14 protein-coding genes are annotated in these 17468 nt (G+C 72.1%); 8 read left to right on the forward strand and 6 right to left on the reverse strand.

Going from position 1 to position 17468, the window contains the following annotated elements; genetic code table 11:
- The first annotated feature begins 5 nt into the window (after nt 1-5).
- The 4 genes from AC5RUW_RS13490 (at nt 6) to AC5RUW_RS13505 (ending at nt 10722) form a co-directional block, all read left to right on the forward strand.
- On the forward strand, nt 6-2915 hold the full coding sequence (locus AC5RUW_RS13490) for a hypothetical protein (protein WP_494161155.1): 2910 nt from the start codon (nt 6-8) through the stop codon (nt 2913-2915).
- Nucleotides 2912-4252, forward strand: coding sequence for a type 1 periplasmic-binding domain-containing protein (locus AC5RUW_RS13495; RefSeq protein ID WP_494161156.1), 1341 nt, complete (start codon nt 2912-2914; stop codon nt 4250-4252). Before AC5RUW_RS13490 ends, AC5RUW_RS13495 begins: the two co-directional genes overlap by 4 nt.
- Before the next feature lie 61 nt (nt 4253-4313).
- Nucleotides 4314-8627, forward strand: coding sequence for a type VII secretion EssC family protein (locus AC5RUW_RS13500; RefSeq protein ID WP_494161157.1), 4314 nt, complete (start codon nt 4314-4316; stop codon nt 8625-8627).
- A 106-nt stretch (nt 8628-8733) separates the two neighbouring features.
- Nucleotides 8734-10722 (forward strand): serine/threonine-protein kinase, encoded by a 1989-nt coding sequence (locus AC5RUW_RS13505; protein ID WP_494161158.1) that lies wholly within the window; start codon nt 8734-8736, stop codon nt 10720-10722.
- 11 nt (nt 10723-10733) lie between these two features.
- Here AC5RUW_RS13505 and AC5RUW_RS13510 read toward each other — a convergent pair whose 3' ends face one another.
- The 5 genes from AC5RUW_RS13510 to AC5RUW_RS13530 all read right to left on the reverse strand — a co-directional run bounded on the left by AC5RUW_RS13510 (nt 10734) and on the right by AC5RUW_RS13530 (nt 13991).
- The gene (locus tag AC5RUW_RS13510) at nt 10734-11213 is read right to left on the reverse strand and encodes a hypothetical protein (protein WP_494161159.1); all 480 of its coding nucleotides are present in this window, start codon (nt 11211-11213) and stop codon (nt 10734-10736) included.
- Nucleotides 11214-11215: 2 nt separating this feature from the next.
- A complete protein-coding gene (locus AC5RUW_RS13515; protein WP_494008244.1) occupies nt 11216-11740 on the reverse strand; it encodes a hypothetical protein in 525 nt (174 codons plus the stop codon).
- Nucleotides 11741-11837: 97 nt separating this feature from the next.
- A complete protein-coding gene (locus AC5RUW_RS13520; RefSeq protein ID WP_494161160.1) occupies nt 11838-12368 on the reverse strand; it encodes a hypothetical protein in 531 nt (176 codons plus the stop codon).
- Nucleotides 12365-12925 (reverse strand): hypothetical protein, encoded by a 561-nt coding sequence (locus AC5RUW_RS13525; RefSeq protein WP_494161161.1) that lies wholly within the window; start codon nt 12923-12925, stop codon nt 12365-12367. The genes AC5RUW_RS13520 and AC5RUW_RS13525 overlap by 4 nt, the downstream gene beginning before the upstream one ends.
- A gap of 184 nt (nt 12926-13109) precedes the next feature.
- Nucleotides 13110-13991: a manganese catalase gene (locus AC5RUW_RS13530; protein WP_494008241.1), complete on the reverse strand. Its 882-nt coding sequence runs from the start codon at nt 13989-13991 to the stop codon at nt 13110-13112.
- Between the two features lie 172 nt (nt 13992-14163).
- Between AC5RUW_RS13530 and AC5RUW_RS13535 the strand changes: the two genes are divergently transcribed.
- Nucleotides 14164-14427, forward strand: coding sequence for a hypothetical protein (locus tag AC5RUW_RS13535; RefSeq protein ID WP_494008240.1), 264 nt, complete (start codon nt 14164-14166; stop codon nt 14425-14427).
- A 22-nt stretch (nt 14428-14449) separates the two neighbouring features.
- Here the strand turns inward: AC5RUW_RS13535 and AC5RUW_RS13540 are convergent, their stop codons facing one another.
- Nucleotides 14450-15313: a patatin-like phospholipase family protein gene (locus AC5RUW_RS13540; protein ID WP_494161162.1), complete on the reverse strand. Its 864-nt coding sequence runs from the start codon at nt 15311-15313 to the stop codon at nt 14450-14452.
- Between the two features lie 93 nt (nt 15314-15406).
- Here AC5RUW_RS13540 and AC5RUW_RS13545 point away from each other — a divergent pair, with 93 nt between their 5' ends.
- The 3 genes from AC5RUW_RS13545 (at nt 15407) to AC5RUW_RS13555 (ending at nt 17440) form a co-directional block, all read left to right on the forward strand.
- Nucleotides 15407-15862: a 23S rRNA (pseudouridine(1915)-N(3))-methyltransferase RlmH gene (locus tag AC5RUW_RS13545; protein ID WP_494008238.1), complete on the forward strand. Its 456-nt coding sequence runs from the start codon at nt 15407-15409 to the stop codon at nt 15860-15862.
- A 104-nt stretch (nt 15863-15966) separates the two neighbouring features.
- Entirely contained in the window at nt 15967-16620 is a 654-nt protein-coding gene (locus AC5RUW_RS13550; RefSeq protein WP_494161296.1) for a YcnI family protein, read from the forward strand.
- Between the two features lie 184 nt (nt 16621-16804).
- Nucleotides 16805-17440: a DUF4232 domain-containing protein gene (locus AC5RUW_RS13555; protein ID WP_494161163.1), complete on the forward strand. Its 636-nt coding sequence runs from the start codon at nt 16805-16807 to the stop codon at nt 17438-17440.
- The last annotated feature ends 28 nt before the right edge of the window (nt 17441-17468 follow it).

Genomic DNA, 17468 nt, shown 5'->3' on the forward strand with positions numbered 1-17468 from the left:
CGCTCATGCCAGGAACACTTACCAGCCGCTGCAAAAATCCGGAACGGGGCACGCCATGGGGGCGGCGGCTGGCCGCCGTGCTCGTCGCCGCGGGACTGATCGCGACGACGTCGTGCACCCAGGACCCGGAGCCGGAACCGGTATCCAATCCCGTCAAGGTCTTCCAGAACGTCAGGGTGGACCTCTCCCCCGCGGCCGGCGTCGAAACCATCGAGGGAACCACCATCTCGGTGGCGGCCGACGGCGCCTCCTCCGCCGAGGACACGGTGTACGACACCGCGGACGTCGTGGGTGAACTGCCCGTGCGGGTGAGCCTGCAGTACCGCGCCGGCGAGAAATCCGGCACCGACCTCAACGACCTTGCCGGCCACACCGGCCCGGTGGAAATCAACGTGACCCTGGAGAACCTGACGGTCAAGCCGCAGGTCATCCAGTACGACGCCGCCGGGCAGGCCCGCTCCGAAACCGCCCTTGTCGGCGCGCCGCTGACGGTGGCCGCGTCGACCAGGCTCGAGGGCGTCCAGGCCGATGACATCACCCCCGGATCCGCCGACGGCGCGGCCGGCACCAACGGCGTCCTGAGCCGCACGGAGGAAGGCGCCGCCGTCGTGCAGTGGGCCGCAGTGCTCGCTCCGCCACGCACCGGCGCCAGCACCACCCTGCGCCTTGTGGCCGACGTCGAGGACTTCCAGGTCCCGGCCTTTGACCTCGCGGTCCAGCCGGGCCTCACCACGGACCTGAGCGCGGAGGGCGTGGTCTCCAGCGCCTTCTCCACCGGCGCGGGCTCCGAAATGGAGCTGCAGCAGCGCACCATCTCGCTGGTCTCCGACGTCAACACCGTGCTCACCCGCGCCGGGTCCATGATCACCGAGGTGCGGCGCAACCTGGAGGTCACCTCCCAGACCCTGGGCGTCCAGACCGCCGCCGAGCTGCGCGACAACTCCGAGTCGCTGGCGACGACCATGTCCGCCCTGAAGGAGCAGCTGCAGGTCCTCGGCACGGATCTGCAGGCCGCCACGGAGGCGACCGAATCCACCGCCCTGTCCCAGCTGCAGCAGACGGTGGCCGCCGTCGACTCCATGCTGGGCGACACCTCGGCCACGATTCCCACCGCGCAGATTGACGGCAGCGGCTGCGCCGCCGAAGTGGCCAAGCCCGAACAGGCAGGCACCGTCTACGGCAGCGTCCTCACCATGGCCTCCCAGCTGGACGCGTACGCGAAGGTCAGCGCGGGCTGCCGCGACCTGGTGGCCGCCGAACTCCAGGCGGCAATCGGCCCGGAGAAGCCCACCCTAGAGGCCTGCGCCCAGGAACTGGTGGATCAGGTGGAGCAGGGCGTCAAGAAGCCCACGCCCTCCCTGGCCTGTTCCATCTCCGCCTCGGGAGTCATCCTGACCGGCACCATGCTGGATCTGCTGGCCCAGGGCCAGGTTCTCGTGGACGGCCTGGAAGGGCTGCAGCTTGAGCGTGCCGCAGCCGGGCACCAGGTGACCAATGACGCGCTGAACGATCTCCTGGCAGAGGTCACGGCCATCCTCGACGCCGACCCCGATCTGGAGTACGAAACGGCGCTCGACGGCGTTGAAGACTCCATCACGACTGTCACCGAGTCGCTTGAAGCTTCGGTAGCCAGCACCCGTACTGCCGCCCAGGATGCCCGGGACAGCATTGACGGCCTGCGCCAGCAGCTGCTCGGCGTTGAGGAAGTGGCCGGGGCTGCGCGGCAGGAAATCGTGGACGGTCCGTTGTGGGACCGTTCCATGACCGAACAGATCAGCGAGCTGGCTGCTGAGCTTTGCGACGTGGCCGACGGCGAGGATCCCCGTGACGGGCGGCTTTCCGCCGAGGACGCCGAAGAGCTCCGCTCCTACCTGACCGCCGATCCCTGCGAGCCCATGGACGAGGACGGCAACCCGACCGCGCCGCTGGCCCCGCCGTGGGGGTTCGACGAGCCTCTGGATGTGCGCCTTGAGGCCCAGGCTGCCAGCTGGGACGCCGTTCTCGCGGCCATGGACACCACCAACCCGGATGCGGCGATCGCCCAGGCGTTCGAGGACCTCGAGACCGAGATCAGCGGCATTGAGAACATCACTCTGGACGACGTCCGGGGCGCGGTGGCGCTGCTGGACGCAGCCGCGAAGGATGACGTCCAGGGCAGCCGGACCGCCCTGGACGAGCTGAAGACGGCGCTCGAGGAGGCGGTCGCCTCCTCCAACACCGTGACCGCCACCCTGGCCCAGCTGCAGAAGGACCAGACGGAGCTGGTGGAGACGCTCGACAAGGAGATCGCGGAAACGTCCGAACAGGCGAAGGAAGCGGTGTCCGTGGTCGTCAACCAGCAGATCCGCCAGGTTTCGGAGATCGGCGACAACAGCACCGACCAGGTCGTCAGCGCCTTCAACCGGTCCATCTCGGGCCTGAAGACCACCTCCGACGGCGTCGTCACCGACGCCAAGGGCACGGTCGACGAGCAGCGGAAGGACCTTGAGGAGCAGAGCGGCGCCCTCGCCGGCGCGCTGGCGGAAAGCACGCAACGCTCCCTGGAGCGGATCGCGGCCGGCACCTCCGGCTCCACCCGCGACGTCGAAGGCGCCAGCGCCCTGCTGTCCTCCAGCCTCAACAAGGTGATGCTGGACCTGGGCGACCGCTCCGTGAACGGATCCGGCCTGCTCGGCTCCATGACCACCAACGCCGCGAAGGCCGAAACCGCTGACTACCAGCTGGCCCTGGCTTCGCAGAACGCCGAAGGGTACGCCAACATCCGGTCCCAGAACGTCAACGGCCTGCTGCTGCGGCAGGCACAGTTCAAGGCCTCGCTCACGGCCGTCGACGAGCTGCCGGCGTTCGCCTTTGAGATACCGGCCGGTGCGACGTCGCAGACGCTGTACACCCTGACGATCGGCGGCGGCGAATGAGCTCCCGGGCACGCATCACCACCCTGGTCGCAGTCGCGGCGGCCGTCATCGTCGCCGCCGTCGCCGCCCTGGTCTTCCTGAACCGTCCCGAGGAGGCCCCGCGGCCGGACCCCGTGGCGGCAACGGTTCCCGTATCGCTCCAGGCCGACGGCGCTCCCGAGGACCTCTCGCTCGGCGTCGTCCTGACATTCGGGCAGTCCGGGGAACCCGGCTCGGAGTACAACCGGGCGGCGCAGGGGGCCGTGGTGGCCGCCCAGCGCTTCACCCAGGGCGGCGCCCCCGTCACCCTCGAAACCCGCAACGACCGCGGCACGGAGGACGGCGCACGCGAAGCCGTCCGCGACCTGGCCAACCAGGGCGTCTCCGGCATCATCGTGGCCGGCACCGGGCCCCAGGCCCAGGCGGCGGCCAAGACCGCCGAGGAACTCGGCCTGCCGGCCATCCTGCCGTACGCCTCCGCGGCAGAGCCCGGCCCCGCCACGTGGAGCACGCGCGCTTCCGCCGCCTCCACCGAGCAGGCCCTGCTCACCGCCCTCGCAGGCAAGGAGCGGATCCTGTTCGTCGGCGACGAGGGCCAGGTCCCGCCGTCGGTCCAGTTCGCGCAGACACTGAACCTCGCCGAGTTCGAGGACGTGACCGCCCTCGCCCAGGAGGCCGCCGTGCGCACCGGCAACCAGCCGCTGCCCGCGGCACCGGATGCCCCGGCCGACGCCGCCGTCATGATGGTGGCCGACCCCGCGGACGCCGTGGTGGTCTCCGCCGCGACGCCGCAGCGGCTGGCCCGCCTGGTCCAGGCGCTGCAGGCCCGCGACGTCTCCGCACCGATGATCCTTCCCGAAGGCGCCGCCACCCCGGCCTTCACCGCCGCCCTGGCGGAGCTGGACGGCACCGTCTCCGGACAGTTGGTGACACTGGCTCCCGCGGGCGGGGACGCCGTCGCCCTCCAGCAGGATGCCCAGGGACGCGGCATGTCCGCCTTCCTCTCAGCCGTCCGGCTGGCCGCCGGCAACCAGGAGGTCCGGAACCTCGCCGGTGACGGCCCGTTCTCGGCGGAAGCCTGGGCCGCGGACGCCGCCAGCCACGACGCCGTCGTCGCCCTGGTGCGGGCTGCGGCCCTGGCCGGCAGCGGCGATCCGGCCGAGGTCGGCGAGGCCCTGCGCACCCTGGCGCTCGGTCCCGGCGAAGGCCTGGCCGGGCCCGCCCTGGACTTCACCCGGCCCGACGCGCTCACCGCGGCCGCCGTCCCGGTTTATGCTTCAGCCCAGGATCTCGGCCTTCGTCCGGCAGATGCGGCCGCACCGCGGCTGGTCTGGATAGCGGCGACGGACGCTCCCTGACCCGTTGACCGGCCCGCCCCTGGCGGGCCGGTTTCCTGCTTCAACACGGAAGGACAACCCGGTGCGCCTGCTGATCGAGCTCGACGAGGCCCGCTTCGAGTGCGAGGTGGCCCGGGCCGCCGAAGCCACCACGCTCTCGGATCTGGTGGAAGCGGCCGGCGGGCCGCGCCTGGCGGCGGACGAGGCCGTGTTCGTGGACGAAGCCGAAGTGCGCGGGTCCACCCCGGTCTCCGAGCTGGTCCTGCTGGAAGGCAGCAGGATCGCCCGCTCGCCCTGGCCCGCGCCGAAGCGGATCCGCGACTGGAGCGTCACGCTCGCCGGCGGCCAGCAGACCGGGGCCGTGGCGGAGGTTCCGCGCGGACGGGAAATGCTCATTGGCCGCTCCCCCCACGCCGACCTCACCCTTCCCACGGAGAGCGCCTCCTGGGAGCACTGCCGGCTGCGCCGGGAGGAGGACGGGCTGCGGGTGCTGGACAGCGGCTCCACCAACGGCACCCTGGTCAACGGCGCCCCGGCAGGGGACGACGGCGTGCTGATCACCGACACTGCCACCATCACCGCCGGCGGGACCGTACTCCTGGTCCGCCGGTCTCTCGACGAGTCACCGGCCCCGGCGCCGGGCAGCCTGCACAACCTCACCCCCGCGGCGACGGCCCCGTTCAACCGCCCGCCCCGCCCCGGCAAGGCCCCCGCCGGAGAGCCCCTGGTTCCGCCCAGCCGCAAGGACGTGCCGCCGGCCAACAAGTTCAGCTACATCACCGTGCTGGCACCCCTGGTGATGGCGGTGGCGATGGTGATGATCCTGCGGGACCTCCGCTTCGCCATGTTCGCGATGCTCAGCCCGGTCATGGCGGTGGGCATGTGGTTCGAACAGAAGCGCCGCCACACCAAGGGACTGCAGGAGGAGGACGAGCGCTTCTCCGGTGCGCTCGACGAGTTTGAGCAGCAGATCCGAGCCGCAGCCGAAACCGAGACGGCGCGCCGCCACCAGATGATCCCCGATCCGGCCACCGTCGTCCGCCGGGCGGCGCTGCCCGCGACGTCGCTCTGGCAGCGCCGCGCGGACTCCGACGACTTCCTGGCCCTGCATGCCGGCACCGGCGACGTCCCCTGGAGACCCGAGGTGGACCGGGCGGCCGGCCCGCGGCTGGACCAGGAAGTGAAGGACACCCTCGCCGCCGCCCGGCTGCTCGCCGCACCGGTCCTCGTGGACCTCACCAACGCCGGGGTGGTGGGCATGGTGGGGCCGCGCGAAGGCGCCCTGGCCCTCGCCCGGTCGCTGCTCGCCCAGGCCGCCGTCCACGTCGGCCCGGCGGACCTGACGGTCGGCGTGTTCTGCGACCCCGGGCGCGCCGACGAATGGGAGTGGGCGTCCTGGCTCCCGCATACCCGCCAGGCCGGCAGCAGCACCGGGCAGCGGTGGATGTCCGCGCATCGGGAAACGAGCCTGTCCATGCTGCGGGCGCTGAAGGACACGGTGCAGGAACTGCCCACCCCGGCCCTGCTCGTGGTGCTGGACTCCGAGGTGCTCACCGAAGGCCGGGACGCACCGGCCCGTGCCCTGCTCGGCATGGGCCGCACCGACGCCGGCTCGAGTGCCCGGCAGCGGCAGGAATCCCGGGTGGCGGGCATCGTCATCGCCACCTCGGAGGAACAGCTGCCCGCCTCCTGCACCACAATCATCCGGGTGGGCGAGGATGCCGCTGCCACGGTGGAGCAGCCTGAAGACCTCACCCGCGTGGACGACGTCATCCTGGCCGGGCTGGCCCGGGAAGACGCCCTGCGCTGCGCGATGCATCTGGCCCACTTCGACGACCCGGAGCTGAGCGTGCCCGGAGCCTCGCTTCCCTCGCTCGTGCGGCTGCCCACCCTGCTCGGCTACGACCGGCCCGACGCCGCGGCCATCCGCCGGCTGTGGCAGGCACCCACCGGCATCTCCACCCCGATCGGCACCGGAGAGAACGGGGACCTGACCCTGGACCTGGTCAAGGACGGCCCGCACGGGCTGGTCGGCGGCACCACCGGCTCCGGCAAGTCCGAGTTCCTCCGTTCCCTGGTGGCCGGCCTGGCGGCCCGCAACGACCCGACCCGGCTGAACTTCATCCTCATCGACTTCAAGGGCGGCGCCGCGTTCAAGGCCTGCGAGCGCCTCCCCCACACCATCGGCACCATCTCCAACCTGGACGAGCAGCTGGCGGACCGGGCGCTGCAGGCGCTGGAGGCGGAGATGGAGCGCCGCCAGCGGGTCTTCGCCGAAGCCGGCGAGGGCATCGACAACCTGAACGCCTACCTCGCCACCAACCCGGCCGAGCCCATGCCCCGGCTGCTGCTGGTGATCGACGAGTTCGCCATGCTGGCCAAGGACTTCCCGGACGTGCTGACCGCGCTGGTCAGCGTGGGTGCCGTCGGCCGTACCCTGGGCGTGCACATGATCCTCGCCACCCAGCGCCCGGCCGGCGTGGTGAACGACGACATCCTGGCCAACACCAACCTGCGGGTTGCACTGCGCGTGCAGAGCCGCGAGGACTCCAACAACGTCATCGGCGTGCCGGCGGCCTCGGCGATCGGCCGCGCGCAGATGGGCCGGGCCTACGTGAAGCTCGGCCAGGACGACATCACCCCCGTGCAGACCGCCCTCGTCACCGGGCAGGCCCAGCAGGGCAGCGGACCCGCCGTCGAGGTCCGGGAGATCCAGCAGTTCGGCGTTCCCGCGCCGGCCGCCGCGCCCCCGTCCTCCGCGGCGTCGGACGAGAACGACCTGGACCTGCTGATCGACGCCGTGGTGGCCGCCAACGCCGACGCCGGCTACGCGCCGCCGCGGCAGGTCTGGCCGGAGGCGCTGGGCGAACGCGTTGAGCTGGAGGGTTTCGACGCCGCTCCCGAGGACACCGATTCCACCGGCGCCGCCGAGTCCGCCGTCGAGCCAGCGTCGCCGCTGCCCGTGGTGGGCGGCGTCGCGGACTCCACCGTCCTGGTCACCCTGCGCGACGAACCGGAGCTGCAGCGCCAGTCCCCCGCCGGCTGGGATATGGCCGAGGGCAACCTGATGCTGATGGGCGTCGCCGGCTCCGGCACGACGACGACGCTGGCCTCCATCGCGCTGACCCTCGCCCGCGAGTACGACCCGGCGGACCTGGACCTGCTGATCCTGGACATGGGCTCCCGCGGCCTCGAACCGTTGGAACGGCTGCCGCACACCGTGGCCTACGTGGGCACCGGCGCCGGGGCGAAGGAGCAGCAGGCCCGCTTCCTGCGCTACCTGCACACGGAGCTGGAAAGCCGCAGGGCCCAGCCCGGAAACCACCGCCGCGCCGTCGTGCTGCTGGACGGGCTCGCGTCGCTGCGGGACGAGTTCCAGGACTTCGAGGGGCAGCAGCTGATGGACCTGCTGTTCCGGGCCTACGCCGACGGCCCGGCGCTGGGCCTGTCCTTCGCGGTGTCCACCACCCGCGCCAAGGCGATCCCCACGGCGATGAACGAAGTGACCCTGCAGCGCTGGCTCTTCCGGCTGGCCGACGCCTACGACTATTCCTCCCTGGGCATCCGCGGCAAGCAGATCCCGGCGGCCCTGCCAGGCCGCTGCGTCGATCCGCGCAACGCGCTGCAGATGCACGTGGCCACCCCCGCCGTCGGGCTGGCCGCCGCCGTGGACCAGATCCGGCAGGGCTGGGCCGAGGTGCCCGGCAAGGCCCCGGCGATCCGGCTGCTGCCCGCCCAGCTCACGCTGCCGGAGCTCGGCGCGGAACCGCAGCTGGCCGGCGAACCGTGGCTGGTCCCGGTCGGGCTGCGGGAGGCCGACTTCGCCCCCGCGTTCCTGGAGATCTACGAGGGCGAACACGCCCTCATCGCCGGCCCGGCCCGCTCCGGAAAGTCGACCCTGCTGCTGGCCCTGGCGGCCGCCCTGCACGGGGCCCCCACGGAGCAGGGGCCCGCCCAGGTCTGGGGCATCTGCGACCGCCGCTCGCCCCTGGCCCTCGCCGCGCTGGACCGGGTGGCGGTGGGAACCGATGAAGTCCCCGCCCTGCTCGCCTCGCTGCGGCTCGAACGCGGACCCGTCTTCCTGCTGATCGACGACGCCGAGCGGTTCGAGGACTCCGACCAGTCCATCGCCGGCGTCGTCGCCTCCGGCCAGCCGGGGCTGTGCGTCATCGCCGCCGGCCGGGCGGCCGACCTGCGCGGGCTCTACAGCCACTGGACCAAGACGCTGCGCAAGTCCCGCTTGGGCGTGCTGCTGCAGCCGGACGTGGACTACGACGGAGAACTGCTCGGCGCCATGCTCCCCCGCAGGGCACCGGTGGCCCTGACCACGGGGCGCGGCTACATCAGCGTGGGCGGCCAGCTGGCCCTCATCCAATCGATCAGCCCGGCCGGGTGATCCGCGCCCGGCGGTAATCTGCGGGGCATAATCGCAGCGGCAGGGAAGAATGGGAACCGGCCGGCCGGCCACGGAAGTTTCACTCGACAGCGTTGGAGAAGACGGTATGCAGTTCGCACAGACGGGCCAGGCGCTCGGCGCGTCCTACCGGTTCGGTGAGCGGGTGGGCTCCGGCGCCGTCGGCGAGGTCTGGACCATCACCACCGCCGACGGCGGCACGCTGGCCGCCAAGGTGCTGCGCCCCGAACACGCCGACGACCCCTCGCTGGTGGAACGCTTCGTGCGCGAGCGGTCGGTGCTGCTGGGCCTGCAGGACCCGCGCATCGTTCCGGTGCGCGACATGGTGGTCGAGGGCTCCCGGCTGGCGATCGTCATGGACTACATCGAGGGCGGCTCGCTGCGCGACGCGCTGAAGGAGGCCGGGCCGCTGCGCCCCGCCGCCGCCCTGGCCATGGCGGCCGAGATCTTCGATGCGCTGGCCTTCGCCCACTCCCGCGGCGTGACCCACCGCGACATCAAACCCGACAACGTGCTCCTGGCCCGCCGCTGGCCCGACTGCGGCCCGGAGGATGTGCGGGTCTCCGACTTCGGCATCGCGGACGTGGTGGGGGAACGGATCCGCCAGACCACCGGACTCATCGGTACGCCCCAGTACATGCCGCCCGAACTCATCACCCAGGGCCGGTCCGGGCCCGCCGGCGATGTCTACTCCACCGGGGTGCTGCTGTACGAGCTGCTGGCCGGGCGGACGCCCTTCGCCGGGCCTGGAACCGACTTCACCATCGCGTACCGCCACGTTTCCTCCCGCCCGCCCCGGCTTCCGGTGGACGATGAGCTGTGGGAGACCCTTGACCGGCTGCTGTCCAAGGATCCCGCGGGCAGGCCTGCGGCCGCCGAGGCCGGGGCGAAGCTCCGCCGCCTGGCGGCCCGCCTCGCTGACCACGCCCCGCTGGAGCGCGGGGACGCCCCCGAGGAATTCGACGAGGTTGAACGCCCGGCCACGGTGGTGCGCGGCGCGTACACCGATGACGACCTGACGGCCTTCGCCGCCCCCGCCCCGACCGGAGAGCCGGCCGAGCTGCCCTCGCTCGGCGAGGCGGGAAGCGCCACGATCGCCCGGCCGATGCCGCGCCGGGAGGAACGGCCCCGCCCCGAGGCCCGCTCCGCGGCCGCGGAGCAGGAGGCGGTCCCGTTTTGGCGCACCCGCAAGGCCCTGCTCCTGGCCGGGACCGCCGTCGCCCTTCTCGTGGCGATGGTCGTGGGGTTCATGGTGCTCTCCCCCGCCGATCCCCGGGAGGACAGCGCGGCTGCCGACCAGCAGCTGTCCTCCCAGCTGCAGGGCCAGGCCCTTCCCACCGGGCTGACGATCTCCCGCAGCGCGTCCTTTGAACCGGAGTCCGGACAGATCCGCCTGACGGTGGCGTACTCCGCCCAGAAGGCGCCGCTGTCCGGTGACTTCCTGGAGGTGGTCCCGGGGCTGGCCGAGGGCGATGCCTGCCCCGCCGTCACCTGGGAGGGCGCCTCGGTGAAGCGCAACCAGGGTTCCCTCACCGGCGTCGACGTCGAGTGCGGCTGGAGCGTGTCCGGCCTGCAGATCCCGGCCGGCGGCTCCGCCCAGGTGACCGCCGCGGTCACCGCCGCCCCCGGCGATCAGCAGGCCCTCGACGCCTGGCTGCGCGCCGGCGACGAGGCGACGACGGCCGCCGTGCAGGATCCCGCGGTGGTCGGCACCGCCTACCCCGTCCAGCGCCTGATGGACGTGGAGGTGCGCACCCCGGCCCGGGTGGTGACGCCGAGCCCGCTGAAGATCACCCTGGTACCGGTGTGGGCCGGCGGAGCGGATGAACTGAACCCGCTCTACATCAGCCCCGCAACGGGGACGCCGTCAGGAACCCTGACCGCGGTTGCCGGCGGCGAGCAGGGCGTGCGCTTCGCCGACGGCTGCGGTGGGGCGCTGGCGGTGGACGGCACCGGCCTGACGGTCACCGCGCTCCAGATCTCCCCGGAATGCACCGTGCGGGCGAGCGTCGGCAACTTCACGGAGCTGCAGTCCACCCGCTTCGGCATCACGTCCCGCGAGGCCGCAGGCGAGTAGCGCGCCGGGGCTCAGCGGCCCGTCCCGGACGCGTCGTCCGGGTCCGGGACCTCCGCCAGCGTCAGCTCCGCCGGCCCGTAGGTCAGGGCCCAGCGCCCGGTGCTGCGGCGCGCGGTGGAGATGAGCCACTCCGGTCCCCGCCGGCTCAGCTGCCATTCGATCAGCTCGTCGCCGAAATCCGCCACTGCGCTCCGCAGCCGAAGGTAGAGCTGGGTCCGCGCCTTCTGTTCCCGCTTGTCCCCCCAGTGCGAGACCGCCATGGCGACGGCGATCACCGCGGCGATGCCGGCCCAGAGCGGGCCCGTGAGGTGCCCGGGAAAGCCGAGCCGATGGCCGTAGACGCTCAGGGCCAGGCCGAGCACCGGCAGCCCGAACAGCACGGGTTCCGCTGCCCGTATCACCCCGCCGACCCGGCGGGCCCGCCACAGCTGCCCGGCCGCCGGATCGGTCACGACCGTGGACCGGAGGATCGGTTGGTGGTTCGCATCCATCGTCAGTCCTGCTGCCCGCTCTCATCGTCGTCGTCGTTTTCATGCTCGTGCGGAGCCAGCTCGGTGATGGTCAGCTGGTCGCCGCTGTAGTCGAGGGCCCATTCGTATTTCTGTTTCCAGGTCCCCCGGGAGATCAGCCGCTCCCGGGAGCCGCGCCCGCCGCCCACCACCCATTCGATGCCCCATCCGGCCCGGAGGGCGGTCAGGGCCTTTTCCACCTGCGGGAAGACCTTCATGCGGGCCCGGAACGCGCGCCGTTCCAGGGCGTGTTCCAGAGGCCACAGCCCGAACGGCCCCAGCAGGCAGATCACCAGCAGGTACCCGATCACCTCCATCACCGCCCCTGGAAGCAGCGGCTCGAGCAGCAGCATGGGCAGCAGGGGCAGCAACATGCCCCAGAGCAGCAGCATCGCCCACCGGATGCGGCGAAGGCCGGTGCCGGCCCGCTTCAGCCGCCGCACCTCCGGGCCGCGAACCGTTGCAGTGCGCAGCTCCGGTTCAACGGCGGGGAGCGGGATTTCGGCCATGCATCCGAGGCTACCGTCTGGCCGGGCAGCGCTGAGGCAGACAGCACCGGGGCAGCCCCCGCTCAGCTCGGAGCAATCCCGCCGCTGCGTTTCCGGGTCAGGCCCGGGGCTGCTTCCGCAGCAGCTCGATGGCCCGTGCCACCTGCGGGTCGCTGCCCAGGGTGCGCAGCGCGTCGTCGAACTCGGGCAGCCCGAACCCGGCAGGACGGTACCTGGCCATGATGACGGGGCGCCGCCCGCCGGAGGCCGCGGGGCGGGCGAGGCGCAGGGCGATCTCGGTGCCGTCGTCCGCGGAACGGATGAGGCGGCCGCGGTCCAGCAGTTCCAGCAGCCCCGCCCGGTCCACGCCGGGCGCGTCCGGATAGAAGCTGCGCAGATACCCGGTCAGGCCCGCGGCAGCCGCCTCCGCCTGCCGGCGCAGCCACCACCAGAACGCTGCCGTGGCCGCCGCCGCGATCACCAGCAGCACAATGCCGGGCCGCCCGGTGCCCAGCAGGATCAGCACGGCGATGATCAACGCCCAGAACGGTTTCCGGCCGATCCTGCGGGGGAACCGGCGCGGCGGGTCGAAGGGGGCACGGAAGGAAACCGGGGTGAACGCCGGGGTGCGGGGGTCGACGGCGCTCACAGGCGGTCCTGCCTCAGTTCGGCCAGGGCCTTCGCCTGGTGGGCCAGCCGCTGGGCCTCGCGCAGCTCCTCGTCCAGGACGGCGCCGGCGCCGCCGCCGGACATGGTGCCCAGCCCGGCCCCGCCCCGGCCCAGCCCGCGAAGCTTGTCCCGCCCGGCAGCTTCACGCTCGGCCAGCTCCAGGCGTGCGGCGGAGTGTCCCAGCTTGTCCAGGGCCTCGTCCAGGCGGCGCCGGTGCTCGAGCAGGGCCTGCAGCCGCCGGTCCGCCTCCGTCTGCACCGCCCCGGCCTGACGGCTCATCCGCTCCGCCGTCTCCTGCAGGGCCTGGGCGTTGTCCGACGGCGGCCCGTTCCGCATGGCTTCCTGCAGTGCCCGGCTCCGGTGGCCGTAGGCCTCCGCGGTGGCCCGGCAGTGCTCCACCATCGCGGCGGCGGCCTCGATCCGGCCGCTCAGCTCCTCGCGGGCCAGGCGCAGCGAGCCCTGGGCCAGCCGGAGGCGGACGGCCATGTCCTCCGTGCCGCCGGGCGGCGTCCGGCCCTGCTTCGCCCTGCCGATCACGTGATCCCCCTTCACCCGGTTCGGCACAGCCTAGCGGCCCGGGCGGGAAGCGAAAAGGGCGGCGTCGGGGGTTTGGCGCAGGAAACCGCAGCGGAATCAGCCAGGGCCGGCCGGGGCGATCAGCCGGGTTAACAGGGAGCTGCCCGGACGCTGGGGGAAACGTCCGGGCAGCTCAGTAACCGTGTTACTCCTTGTTCAGCTTGTCCTGAACCGTACCGGCGATCTTTTCCACGGTGTTGGGGATATCCGTGGTGCCGTAGTAGCGGGCGTCAGGACGGGTAACGTCCGGCATCGGCGCCGTGGTGGTCGGCCCGTCGTGGTAACTGAACTCGCCCTTGCCGTCCGGGGTGGGGCCGGAAGCCCAGCTGCCCTCGGCCGCAGCCGGACCGTTGGAGAAGTTCAGGTACTGGTAGGACACTTCGCGCTCTTCCTTCTTGATCGGGAAGTTGCTCGGCACCGGCAGCAGCTCGTAGCCCTCTTCCTGCAGCTCGCGGGCCGCGGCGGTCCACTGGTTCTGGTGCATGGTGTCGCGTGCCAGCAGGAACGAGAGCATATCGCGCACGCCCTTGTCGTCGGTCATGTGGTACAGCCGGGCGACGGCGAGCCGGCCCTGCATTTCCGCATTCGCGTTCGAGGTGAAGTCGGCCAGCAGGTTGCCGCTGGCAGTCACGTACGCTGCGGTCCAGGGGTTGCCGTTGGAGTCCACCGGGCGGGCGCCGGCGCCGGCCACGATGGCGTGCTGAACATCCATCCCGCCCACGACGGCCGCGATGGTCGGATCGGACTGGACGGCGTCTTCGGTGATCCCCAGGGGCGCCTTCTCCAGCAGCTGGGCGATCATGATGGCCAGCATTTCCACGTGGCCCATTTCCTCTGCCGCGATGCCGTAGAGCAGGTCCCGGTACTTGCCGGGAAGATGCGAATTCCAGGACTGGAAGCCGTACTGCATCGCTACGGTGATTTCACCGTACTGGCCGCCGAGGACCTCCTGGAGCTTGCGGGCGTAGACAGCATCCGGCTTGTCAGGAGTCGCTTTGAACTGGAGTTCCTGCTTGTGGAAGAACATACATTCACCTCCGCTTGGGACAGCCCGGCCCCTGCCGCCCACTGCTGGACGACGCCGGGATTGAATATGAAGCTAGCTGATGACTTTGTATATAAGCAAACTTAGTAATCGCTCCCGGCGGGCCCGGACACCCGCAGCACCGGCGTCGTCAGCAGGCTTTGTAAGATGAACCATGGCCACCAACGAAACGCCCCCGACCCTCGACCAGCTTCGCGCCCGGCAGACCCAGCTCGTGCTGGGGCTGGCTCAGGAGACCAGCAGTGCCCGCCTTGCGGCCATGAGCGATGAGCTGGAGGAACTTCTCAACGTGATCCAGAAACGCGAAGCGGAGGAACAGGGATCCCAGGTGCCCCAGCGCGAAGACGGCATCGTGGTCGAACCCGGGGCGGACCTGGACCGGGACCTGCAGGGCAAGGTCGGCGACGACGGGCGCTGACCTTCCGCCTCCCGGGCCGCCGTCAGCTGCCCCACAGCTCCCGCACCTCGGCCAGCCGCTGCTCCGCCTGCCGCCGGCCCGCCTCGGCTGAGGGACGGCGCGTGGACTGCAGCAGCATATTGCTGCCGAAGGCCTGAAGCGCTGCGGCATCCGCCTCGATGAGCACGACGCGGCTGTGCCGGCCCAGTTTCTCCAGCGCCTGCGGCAGCGAGGGCCCGAAGGGACTGCTCGGCGCCTCCAGCCCGCAGGAGAGCACCAGCACCGAGTCATAGCCCTCGGCGACGTCGGCATTGGTGGCGGAACGGATGCCGCCGTCCATGTACCGGTTCCCGTCCACGTCCACCGGCGGCCAGACCGTGGGCACCGCGCAGCTGGCGGCGACGGCGCGCTGCAGGGACACGCCGTCGTCGGCCCCGAAGACCCGGAACTCCCCGGTTCCGGCGTCCACCGTGGTGACCGCCAACGGGCGCTCCGGCCACGCGGCAGCCGGCACGAGCGCGGAGATCTGCCCCACCCACTGCTCTTCGGACAGCTGCGTCGAGGCGCCCAGTGCCAGCTGGCCGATCCTGGCCCGGGCCGCCTGCTCCCCCCCGCCCTGGGCTCCGGCTGCGGCGAGGGCGTTCAGGAAGGCCTCTCCGCTGAACGCCGTGGGCTCCCGGTACTGCGCCGGCGGAGTGTCCTCGGCGATCTGCGCCTGGTAGGCGGCCTCGGCCTGGCCAAAGCGCAGTGCGGCGCCGACGACGGAACCGGCGGAGGTGCCCACCACCAGGTCCGCGGCGCCCAGGTCGACCCCGGCGTCTGCCAGTCCATGCAGGACGCCCAGCTCCCAGGCAATGCCGGCCACCCCGCCTCCGCCCAGGACCAGTGCTCGTTTGTGCTCGGCCATGCTTCCTCCCGGGTTCGAACAGCGTATGGGCGTGGAGTCTAGCCGCTGCGGGCGCGTTTCCGGCCGGACCGCCCGGCGGTATTGAATAAGGGCATGGCACTGCGCGTATTGATGGTCGGCCGCAAGCACGAGGACTGGGTGGTGGACGGGATCCGCCGCTACGAAAAGCGGCTGAAGAAGCCCTTCGACCTCACCTGGGTGCCGATCCCCCATTCCGCCCGCGAGGGCGACGCCGCCCGCAGGGAGGAATCGGAGCGGCTGCTCGCCAAGACGGGCTCCGACTACGTGGTCCTGCTCGACGAGCGGGGCAAGGCGATCACCTCCCCCCAGCTCGCGCAGACCCTGCGCCGGCCGCTGGACAACTCCCGGAACGTCACCCTGGTGATCGGCGGTGCCTACGGCGTGGACCAGTCCGTCCATGACCGCGCGGACTTCGTCTGGTCGCTGTCCCCGCTGGTGTTCCCGCATCAGCTGGTGCGGCTGATCCTGGCTGAGCAGGTGTACCGGGCGCAGGAGATCGCGGCCGGGCGGCCGTACCACCACGAGTAGGTTCGGGGCGGGTCCGTGCCCGCCGGTAGAGTCGAAACCATGCACAAGTTCCGCACCCCCCCCTGCTCGCCGCCGCCGGCACCGCCGGGCTCCTGGCCCTGGGCCTGGGCCCGGCGTCGGCGCACGTCCATGTCTCCCCCGACTCCACCGCCGCCGGCTCCTCGTCCCGGCTGGCGTTCGACTTTTCGCACGGCTGCTCCGGTTCGCCGACGACCACGGTCACGGTCACGCTGCCCGATGAGCTGACCGACGCGGTGCCCACCGCCCACCCCGGCTGGGACATCGAAAAGGTCACCGAGGAGCTGGCCGAGCCGCGCACCCTGCCCAACGGTTCCTCGGTCACCGAGCGCACCGCGCAGGTGGTCTTCACCGCCAAGGAACCGGTGGCCGACGGCGTGCGCGACGTCCTCATGCTGGACGTCACCCTGCCGGACGCGGAGGGCTCCACGCTCGCGTTCCCCGTGCTGCAGAGCTGCGCCGAGGGTGAGAGCGACTGGGCCGAGGTCCCGGGCGAGGGCCGCGACGCCTCCGAGCTGGACTACCCGGCGCCGTCGCTGGTGGTCTCCGAAGCGGATGATGACGACGACGACCACGGACACGGCTCCTCCGCCGCCGCCGCGCAGGATGATGACGACGACGAGATTGAGCGGGCGGAGACCGCCGGCTGGATCGGCCTGGGCGCCGGGGCCGCCGGCCTCGTAGCGGGCCTCGCAGGGCTGGCGCTCAGCCTGGCCAACCGCCGCCGGGCGGCCCGCTGAGCCCTGTGCCTTGCCGGGGTTCGGCCACCTGCTGCTGAAGCGCCGCCCCGCTGCCAACGTTCCGGCCCGCCGACGGCGGGTCGGAACCGGCGGCGGGCCGCCTGGGGCCCGGCCCGGGGCCGCGCCCCGGGCCAGGCTCCGACGCGAATTGACGCGGAGCACGCAACGGACGACTGTGACAGGTATGACATCGCGCACCACTCGCTCCACAGCCGTTCCACTCCTGGCCCTGACCGCCCTGCTGGCGCTGTCCTCCTGCGGCGGCAACGGAGGCGACAGCCCGAACGCAGGGGCCTCGACCGCTGCCTCGGGCACGGCCTCCCCCTCCGCTGAAGACTCGGCCGCCGCCTCCGCACCCGCAGCCTCCGCGGCCTCCCCGGGCGGCGACACCACCGCCGCCATGCCCCGCTGCACCGCGGACCTGCTCTCGGCCACGGTGGAAACCGAGCCCGGCGGCGGCGCAGCAGGCAGCGTGTACCGCACCCTGGTGCTGACCAACGACTCCTCCACCGCCTGCGCCACCGGCGGCTACCCCGGCGTCTCCTATGTGGACGCGGCGGGCAGCCAGGTCGGCGCACCGGCGGCCCGCGCGGACGCCGAGGCCGTGCCCCTGGTCCTCGAACCGGGCCAACAGGCGGCGGCGGAGCTGCGCGAGACCCGGGCACAGAACTACGGCGATGAGTGCGCCGCCGCAGGCACGGCCGCCCTGCTGGTGTACCCGCCGGATGACACCGCCTCGCTGCGGGTGGAGCATCCCTCCCTTGGCTGCGGCAACGAGGAGATCGAGCTGCTCTCCGTCGGGGTGCTGCAGCAGCGCTGACCTGCGCCGGCAGGTGTCCGTAGGACGC

This window comes from Arthrobacter sp. Y3222053, assembly GCF_059092805.1.

What these genes read in the sequence shown, in the direction of transcription:
- AC5RUW_RS13545 (WP_494008238.1), top strand. Translation starts at nt 15,407, where the DNA reads ATGGCACTGCGCGTATTGATGGTCGGCCGCAAGCACGAGGACTGGGTG.
- AC5RUW_RS13515 (WP_494008244.1), bottom strand. Translation starts at nt 11,740, where the DNA reads ATGGCCGAAATCCCGCTCCCCGCCGTTGAACCGGAGCTGCGCACTGCA.
- AC5RUW_RS13540 (WP_494161162.1), bottom strand. Translation starts at nt 15,313, where the DNA reads ATGGCCGAGCACAAACGAGCACTGGTCCTGGGCGGAGGCGGGGTGGCC.
- AC5RUW_RS13555 (WP_494161163.1), top strand. Translation starts at nt 16,805, where the DNA reads ATGACATCGCGCACCACTCGCTCCACAGCCGTTCCACTCCTGGCCCTG.
- AC5RUW_RS13535 (WP_494008240.1), top strand. Translation starts at nt 14,164, where the DNA reads ATGGCCACCAACGAAACGCCCCCGACCCTCGACCAGCTTCGCGCCCGG.
- AC5RUW_RS13490 (WP_494161155.1), top strand. Translation starts at nt 6, where the DNA reads ATGCCAGGAACACTTACCAGCCGCTGCAAAAATCCGGAACGGGGCACG.
- AC5RUW_RS13530 (WP_494008241.1), bottom strand. Translation starts at nt 13,991, where the DNA reads ATGTTCTTCCACAAGCAGGAACTCCAGTTCAAAGCGACTCCTGACAAG.
- AC5RUW_RS13510 (WP_494161159.1), bottom strand. Translation starts at nt 11,213, where the DNA reads ATGGATGCGAACCACCAACCGATCCTCCGGTCCACGGTCGTGACCGAT.
- AC5RUW_RS13505 (WP_494161158.1), top strand. Translation starts at nt 8,734, where the DNA reads ATGCAGTTCGCACAGACGGGCCAGGCGCTCGGCGCGTCCTACCGGTTC.
- AC5RUW_RS13495 (WP_494161156.1), top strand. Translation starts at nt 2,912, where the DNA reads ATGAGCTCCCGGGCACGCATCACCACCCTGGTCGCAGTCGCGGCGGCC.